Source organism: Prevotella sp. P4-67 (genome assembly GCF_002251325.1).
In the GTDB taxonomy this organism is placed as follows: Bacteria; Bacteroidota; Bacteroidia; order Bacteroidales; family Bacteroidaceae; genus Prevotella.
In genome coordinates this window covers 1-8,049 of record NZ_NPJL01000032.1, presented here as the reverse complement: position 1 = coordinate 8,049, position 8,049 = coordinate 1, and the positions used below count along the sequence as shown (strand labels likewise).

The 8,049-nt window shown below is 36.8% G+C and carries 8 protein-coding genes; 5 read left to right on the top strand and 3 right to left on the bottom strand.

All coding sequences use genetic code 11. The features are described 5' to 3' along the window. Nucleotides 1-622 precede the first annotated feature (622 nt). From CIK92_RS04845 to CIK92_RS04825, 5 genes are all read left to right on the top strand, one after another. A complete protein-coding gene (locus CIK92_RS04845; protein WP_094387153.1) occupies nucleotides 623-880 on the top strand; it encodes a hypothetical protein in 258 nt (85 codons plus the stop codon). Between the two features lie 14 nt (nucleotides 881-894). Beyond that, on the top strand, nucleotides 895-1,104 hold the full coding sequence (locus CIK92_RS13710; RefSeq protein ID WP_094387152.1) for a hypothetical protein: 210 nt from the start codon (nucleotides 895-897) through the stop codon (nucleotides 1,102-1,104). A 50-nt stretch (nucleotides 1,105-1,154) separates the two neighbouring features. Further along, nucleotides 1,155-1,841 carry a hypothetical protein gene (locus CIK92_RS04835; RefSeq protein WP_144008190.1) on the top strand — a complete coding sequence of 229 codons (687 nt, stop codon included), beginning with the start codon at nucleotides 1,155-1,157 and terminating at the stop codon, nucleotides 1,839-1,841. Nucleotides 1,842-1,971: 130 nt separating this feature from the next. Next, nucleotides 1,972-2,472 carry a hypothetical protein gene (locus CIK92_RS04830; RefSeq protein WP_094388346.1) on the top strand — a complete coding sequence of 167 codons (501 nt, stop codon included), beginning with the start codon at nucleotides 1,972-1,974 and terminating at the stop codon, nucleotides 2,470-2,472. Nucleotides 2,473-2,483: 11 nt separating this feature from the next. Continuing rightward, a complete protein-coding gene (locus tag CIK92_RS04825; protein WP_094388345.1) occupies nucleotides 2,484-3,533 on the top strand; it encodes a hypothetical protein in 1,050 nt (349 codons plus the stop codon). A 322-nt stretch (nucleotides 3,534-3,855) separates the two neighbouring features. On the opposite strand, the gene CIK92_RS04820 is transcribed toward CIK92_RS04825, so the two are convergent. From CIK92_RS04820 to CIK92_RS13705, 3 genes are all read right to left on the bottom strand, one after another. After that, nucleotides 3,856-5,550 (bottom strand): leucine-rich repeat domain-containing protein, encoded by a 1,695-nt coding sequence (locus CIK92_RS04820; protein ID WP_094388344.1) that lies wholly within the window; start codon nucleotides 5,548-5,550, stop codon nucleotides 3,856-3,858. 210 nt (nucleotides 5,551-5,760) lie between these two features. Beyond that, complete coding sequence (locus CIK92_RS04815) at nucleotides 5,761-6,870, bottom strand: hypothetical protein (protein WP_094388343.1); 1,110 nt, start codon at nucleotides 6,868-6,870, stop codon at nucleotides 5,761-5,763. A gap of 7 nt (nucleotides 6,871-6,877) precedes the next feature. After that, the coding region (locus CIK92_RS13705) for a hypothetical protein (protein WP_158214735.1) at nucleotides 6,878-8,049 on the bottom strand (1,172 nt) is incomplete at its 5' end.

Below are 8,049 nucleotides of genomic sequence, written 5' to 3'. Positions count from 1 at the left end.
AAGCGCATCAAACGCTCTTGGAGCTTTTCTGGATTGGCATCAATGGTAAGAATCATGCTCATGTATTATGTGAACTGCTATACTTTCCTTGAGGAACCAGAAAAAGACTGGGCAAAAATGGTTCAGGAGGCTAAGGAAATACCTCCTGAACCAAGCCTTTTTGATTAGAGTGGGGGCTTACTTTTTGATAAAACAAGCTCGAATTCCCATTTTCAGAGGACTTCGGGCGAGGGATTTGTGCTCTTTAGAGTTTTAGCGGACAGCAATAAATTTTAAAATATTCGAACACAAGTACGGGGCACTTTCTTCTTTCCCAAGAGAAAAGATCATTGGTGCTGGCTGGAGTATAGATAGCAAAGATACAGGAGAAAGAATTGCAGATTTTATTGAGAAAAAAAATCCGCGACCAACCAGAACACCTAAATATTGTTAACTGCTGATGATAATCGTAGGGTGCGCAACGCAGCTTCACACCCTACGATTATCTTGCATCAGAAATTGCAAAATACAATGTATTTCATTGTCCGCTTAGTTTTTCCTGAAACTACGAACCAAAAATTCGTAGTTCTTTAATAACTTTGCACCATCAAACAATAAAAATCACAATAAAAAAACTATCGGTATGGGAATAATTGATAATGCAGTAGCAGGAGCTTTGGGCTATGCTATCAGCGAGATGAGTAAGAGTCATTCATTACGAGATGTAATTGACCAGAGAATTAACCGCTCAAAGCAGAAGGTCACACTTGAAGATTTGATAGACGACTATGCCAGACAGCATGGGGTTTATACCCATGATAATGAGCTAGCCCATCGCCTCCATCAGATAGCTGCACGCTACGAGGAGTACAACTATAAGAATATTTACGATTGGAGATAAAATGCTTTATAGCTATGGGTAGTATCTTGAAAATATTATTCTGCATTCTGCTGGCATTAATTATACTAGTAATAGCGATTCCCCTGTTGTGGCTAGTTATAAAAGAAGTTACAGGGTTGTTTGGAGGAACGTTTTCATCAATGGAAGGTGATATGGGGTACATCATCTTCACTATTGCCTGTATTATCTTTATTATATGGGCATTGGCCACCTGGAATAGTTAGATAATAAATTAAACTATTTGAAAAAGATTACATATATCGAACGACAGTATATGAAAAAAGATATTGATACATCCGTGTGCCATCCACATATTCGACAGATGAATGCAGTGGGAGCTGATGAATTAAAAAAAGCTGTCTATGCCTATTGTTGTAATGTGGAGGAAGAAGACATTCAAAAATACGATGAAAATGCTATCTTTCCTGAACTTCTACCAGTTTGGCAGGCTTTCAAGAAGAATGATTTTGACTTCTATAAGTTCATGCTGGAGAAAGATTATGAATTGATAGAAGACGAAGATATGCGTGTGGAGGTACTTATGTGCACTTGCTTCCTGCTATTGAATCTTCCAATAGGAAGATTTGCTATAGACTGGCTAAATGGTTATCTCGATTTTTTCGAAAGGAGCAATAGTTTAAAATGTTCCGATGTCGGATGGCTTGGCGACAATGTTATTACTGATACTGATATTCTTTATCATCTTTATTTCTGTTCAACAGAGGAAGAAATTTGGAAGATAATGGCATGTGGAATTGGGGACATTGAGAGTTTATACAAATGGTATAGCGGAAGAGTTCCTTGCCCTATCCTTAAAGCTGCAACAGGCCTACCATGCTACTATGAGAAAGATGAAACGAAAGCAAAGGCATTTCTTGATTACTTGCTAAGTTCAACTACTGAGAGTGTACGAAATAAGGCGACTTACCTGAAGAAATCGATTGATAACAATTCTTTATAACAATGCCGATGAGATACCTATTATATATTTTATGTATTATCATTTGGACTGGATGTAGTTATCATAATAATGGAATGAACCAGCCTTTAATGATGTTGTGTGTGATGGAATTCCTCCAAAAGCTTATTCTATGGCAGAGAATGAAGACTGGAAGATTTTTCTGAATGACGAAGCAATTGGAGATAGCATTGAAGGGGTTGGGGCCGTCAAACAAGTATCATTATGGACTTATAATAAAAGAGAGAAGTCTGTAAAGAAATTATTGATGCCCCATCCTCATGCAGATGGTAGAAAGCTCTCGATAGAACATCGTTTTACCATTCCACTTGACTCAATACCGACGATTTCCAGGGTAACTATTCTTTCATGGAAAGGCGAACCGCTAAAACTATTAGTTGAGGGAAGTACAGATTTCCGAAATGTCACGAGCTTTGTTGTTGATGCTGAATCCGACCAGGCAATTTATTTGCCTACAAATAGAGGCTCAATTGGTATTAGTGAGGAAGATGGATTGCTAATAATGCAAACTTACGAATACTATAAAAACGGTGGACGCTATAACATTATTGAGGCGTTTAATCAGCAAGGCAATCGTATTGCATCAATGGATGCAAAAACAAGAAACGACTAAAACAGAATATTATGGCAAACAAGGTTAAATTCAACGAATGTCTCTCAGTAATTCCAGATGCTCTCACGTGGGCAGAAGATCAGGATGTAGAGGGTTTAAAAAAGTTTTTCATTGAGGATGCGCATAAGCCACTTTATTGCATTGCCAGTGGTGGTTCTGTAAGTCCAATTGATTATGCTGCACTACTATATGAAAGCAAAAAAGGAATGGCTAAAGTGCTCACGCCACTCTCCATGGCATCAGTCGCAGATGAAGCTCTTCAGACTGCAAAGATATTGATTATGTGTAGTAGCGGAAAAGGATGTGACGAAAAATATGCAGCCAAACGAGCTTCAAAGACAAATCCCAAAAGCACTTGTGCCATTGTGAAAAATGAGGGTGTTGAAAACGCTGTAGTGAATTATCTGAAGAAAGCAGATTCTCGATGGTTCGCTTATGATTGGCTTACACATGACAAATCTTTTATCGCAACGATTGATACTATCTGCAAATTTGGACTGATATATAAGTCCTTCTCAGACACCAATAGTTTTCCTTTATGTCAACTAACAATTGATATAAGTCCTAAATATTGTTTTTATTACGGACCAAGGGTAGAGGGTAAGGTTCCAAAACTTCAGGACATAAAGAACTACATTGTTCTGTACAACGGGTGGAGTCGACCTGTAGCAGTCGATTTTGAATCGAAAATGGTGGAAAGTGGAATTGCAAGTGTGCAGCTATGTGATTTCCGCAATTATTGTCACGGCAGGTTCATTTTCACATCAAAGCACATTGAAGACACTGCCTTGGTTTTATTCATAACACCTATAGAACAGCAATTTGTCAAAGATTTGATTTGGGGTATTACATGGCGTGATAAGACCGATGTTTTTCCTAAGAATTTACCCATTCTCAAAGTAGAAACCGAGTATGATTCTCCACTTGCTACTATTGATCTTCTAGTGAAGGCATATGTTTTGTTTGACGAAATCGCAAAGGTTAATAATGAAGAACCATGTTCGCCATCTAATCCTTGTAAGATAGACAAGAGGTTTCCGAAGAATACGCCATTTAAATAGTTAGGCTATTATATACAATTAGCCCTTTTTGCTTAAAACGGGAGGATGTGCAATTAACACATCCTCTTGTTTTATGAAGTGTAATGATTCATTAAAATCCTCTGGATACACCATCGAATAATCAATAATCTCTTGCAGTATATTCAGCCCCTCTTTTCTCATTTGGCATTTTCGCCCCTTTCATCCAATCAGAATAACTGATGGATTCCATCCAATCATTAAAATCTTTCTGTTACATTTAATCCTATGTTTATATTCTTTTTTCCATTCGTTATCAGTTGTGATTGCCATAATAGCATCTAAAAGGTGTAATAACGGTATGTTATTCTTCTACAATATCCTTAAAAAATAAATAGGGGTAAGAATAATCCCATGAAGCATCCAAAAGGCTATCATCATAGCTTGGTTCCTCTTCATAACTATAATATTGATATGCAGTTCCCTTTGGAACAAAAAGAACACAATCAGAGAAATATTCAGGCTGTTTGTCCATTGGAGTATCACCCCAAAACCATTCCACTATATTTTTCGGAGGCGTATAATTCCTAAGATGAAGTTCTTTTAGTCCATCACCAATAAAAAAAGCCCCAAAACCAATTTTGCAGTCGGGATTCTTTATCATTATTTTCTTTATGGGGTTCGCGCAAAAAGCATATTCACCTATATAATTAACATGTTTAGGGATAACAACTTCATTAATGTTATTTCCAGCATAAGTACCGTCTTCGATTTTGGTTATACCCTTAGGGCATTTGAACAACTCAAGTCCCGTGTCGCCAAATGCATTGCTTCCAATTTCTTCAACACTTGAAGGTATGTCAATTTCTTCTATTTTACAATTACAATAGAATGCGTCATTGTCTATGCGTCGTATCCCATCTGGTATATTAATCTTATATTTGACGTTTTTCTCAAAACAATGAGACTCCACATCTTCATATGTGATTACTTCTGAATTTGAGAATAAAACAATATCCTTCACCCGTAGGGATGATTCTGCTTCTTGAGAGTGCTGGGAACTCAAGCCATCATAGTCTTGCTCGTTGTCTTCCATTTTTGTTCTTTCCTCTAAGAGCCTTTCAATTAATTCAATGCCAAGATTATTCAACGTATCACGAATTATAGATGTATCACTTCCCATCCAATCTATAACATTGTTTGAGATGCGAACATTATGCAGATTCTTACACCCATTAAATGCACATAATTCTATATCCTCTACTTTATCTCCAAATTCTACGACCTCTAAAGACACGCAATTCCTAAATGCATAAGCATCTATTTCACAAACATTTGGCAGATTAATATTATGAAGACTTACACACCCATCAAAAGCATGGTCTTCTACGCATTCTACATTATCTCCACACTTCATTACTTTTAATGAGACGCATTTGCCGAAGGCGCAAGACCCAATTGTTTTAACATTAGACAAATTGAAGGATTGAAGATTCTTGCAACCTTTAAAAGCATGTGCAGAAATATTCTCTAAATCATTTCCTAATTGAATGTCATTTATAGACATGCAATTTCTGAATGCATAAGATCCGATATAAGTGACACTCGGGAAATCGACATATTTAAGATTTATACATCCGTCAAAAGCATGGTCTTCAATTCTATCAGTTTTGTTTCCAAGTTGGATTTCCACCAGTGATTTGCAAAATTGGAACATTCCATAAGGAACTATAGAATTCTGTTGGGGGAACTCAAATTTTGTCAAACTAACACATCCTGCAAAAACCTTTTGACCAAAATCCATCTTATCTGGAATGTTTGTGATATCCGTAAGTGAAGAACAACCAGCAAAAGCATAATCACCTATATATTGTATATTATTGGACAGTTTTATCTGTTTCAAATTAGAACATCCTCTAAATGCGAAATCATCAATTTCCCGTATCGTATCGGGCAGATAGATTTTTTGCAGGTTTTTGCAGTAGTCAAATAGACATTCAGGAATACGAACTAATTGTGTTGCTGACAAATCTACAGTAGAAAGATACGTACAGTCCACGAATATGTAATGTGCTGATAATCTGACAATTGTGTTTTATACGATAGAAAAGTGGCTTTGAGGATTAATGAACACCTCAAAGCCACGAAAGTTTAACGTATTTAACATTCTTAAACTTGTCGCGAATTAAACTGGCTACAGTAATTATCTTCCTTCGCCTTTCTATTTAATCCCATTATATAAATAGACATTCCATTAATAGATATAATATTATGCATCATCCTCATGGAAATATATTTTGAGCTTGTAGGTATAATAGTCGGATGCATACATTGGTTTAGTATGAATCTTGAAAGAACGACCTCCTGGAATAACATATCCACTACCGGCTTCATTAATATTAATACGGGAGCCATTATCCAATACAATTTCCGGAGGATAGTACATTCTGCTTGTAGTATAGTTCCAATCATAAGTAACCATTCTCCAAGCTCTACCTACAGGCACAGAGATGTACTGTGATTCAGCGTAGTATGTTGTACCGCCATTCCCGTTACTCGTTTGGTGTGATCCATAATTACAATAATAACTTCGCATCGAGTAACCATCAGTCACCATCTCAATTTCTACAACTTTATTTCTTGCTTCTTCATCAGCAGCGACCAAGCTGTTATACTTGTTTAGTTCTGATGATGCTTCGTTACGATGAAGACCTTTGGGATAATCTTGAAGATAAGTTTCTAGCAGCGAAACACTTTTCTTTAGATTATCCTCAGAAAGCCCAGCTTTCGTTGATTGCCATGCTATAGAATCATTGACAAATGCCTCTACGATTGATTCCATTGAGGTTCTATGATCAGGGAGTGCATCTGTTTGGTGTTTCGAAAGGAACTCACGCGCAGCATATATATCACCTTTTGTTTTCGCTGTATTATAATCTGCCAATTCCTGTTGTTTGGGGGCATATATGCCGAAAAACCAATATGCCACTCCACCTAGAAGCAAAGCAATAATCAATAATGGTATGATTAGTTTCTTTGCTTTACTGCTCTGCTCTTCATCATAAACAAGTGAATCTTGTGGAGGCACGGTGCCCGCAAATTGTTGATGGTTATTATTCTGTTGTGCACCAGATGTCTGATAGTAATTAGTTTCTGGCGGCACTTGTTGAGGATAATTTGTTACCGACTGATAACCATTTGTCTGAGAATCTTCAAAGTCGGATTCTAACAGGGCACTGTTATCAACTATAGGTGCATCAACTATTACGTCTTGTTGACAATTGGGACATAGGCACTGCACCTGTATGCCTGCTTGTGAAGATACTAGAAATACTTGTCCACAATAGGGGCAGGTAACTTCGAATTGAATATTATCCATACATTTATTATTTTGTTTTGTCTATAATAAGAATATGATTACTACCAGTACGTGTAGTATTATTTCTTCCGCTTTGATTATTAGAACGATTTCTTGAAGATCCGCTGCTACGATTTGTTCTGCGTATACGCGGTTGAACTGTAACAACAGTATCAGTGTCCTCAGTTGGCTCTATCTCTTTTTCTGTAACCTCTACTTTACCGATGAAGGGCAAAACTGGTAGTAAGCAAGATTGGGCAACACTGGTTCTGTAGATTTTTTTCTTGTCAAATCCAATAGCAAAGGCCGAATAATCGGGATCGTATGGATCCTTAGTACTTGTCCACAATGCGCCTCCATCTCCTATTTCGCTCGTTTTTTCTTTAAGATTCTTGAAAAGAAAGGTTTGGCATTCTTTTCTATCGAAGATTTCTCCATCACTAATTTCTCTAGCATTTTTTAATAAATATGCTTGAGATCCTAACGGTACAATACTTACATAAAGGCCATTCTGAGGATCGAATTTGTAGCGAAAAGCTGAACACAGCCAACTATTTTTAAAGCGTAAAGCATAGATTACGCCATCACCTTTACAAAAATAAGATGATTTTGCAGCATAAGGAGCTTTGTCAAACATTCCAAATTGTAAGGTATCTGTATCTTCCGTTTCGTAACGTGTATCAAATTTTTTGTCGCTTGAAGGGAAAATGCAATTCATATTATTCATCGTTGGTAGGTGAAAATCATGGTCACCGTCATTGAGACAGGCCTTCATATTTGCGTCATCGAAACTAAATACTCCAGGTTCATTATTGTGGTTAGTCATAAAGTTGCCTTCTTGGTCGAGGTAATCTTCACTGATAAAGTCAAAAGGTATAGAATCTGGGATATTTTCGATGCTTAGGATTGGTTGGCAAACAGTGAAGGTTTTATTATGCCTTTCATCTTCTGGGCAAACCATTGTAAATTCCAGATTTCGTTCAACGATTCCCAAATTTTTGTTTAGTTTAATCTCGTAATTAGATACTCCACCGTCTTCAGATTTCTTTTCTACAATACCATATTTTAAAATAGCATCATCATACTTTAATAAAGGGGCATTTGGATTTCCTTTTGCATAGACCTGTATTACAGGATTGGCTGGACTTATCTGATAAACTTTCTCTGTATCACTAGATTTATCTGTTTTAATATTTTCAC

Coding starts and splice junctions, on each gene's coding strand:
- CIK92_RS13710 (WP_094387152.1), top strand. CDS start 895: ATGGGTAGTATCTTGAAAATATTATTCTGCATTCTGCTGGCATTAATT.
- CIK92_RS04845 (WP_094387153.1), top strand. CDS start 623: ATGGGAATAATTGATAATGCAGTAGCAGGAGCTTTGGGCTATGCTATC.
- CIK92_RS04835 (WP_144008190.1), top strand. CDS start 1,155: ATGAAAAAAGATATTGATACATCCGTGTGCCATCCACATATTCGACAG.
- CIK92_RS04815 (WP_094388343.1), bottom strand. CDS start 6,870: ATGGATAATATTCAATTCGAAGTTACCTGCCCCTATTGTGGACAAGTA.
- CIK92_RS04830 (WP_094388346.1), top strand. CDS start 1,972: ATGGCAGAGAATGAAGACTGGAAGATTTTTCTGAATGACGAAGCAATT.
- CIK92_RS04825 (WP_094388345.1), top strand. CDS start 2,484: ATGGCAAACAAGGTTAAATTCAACGAATGTCTCTCAGTAATTCCAGAT.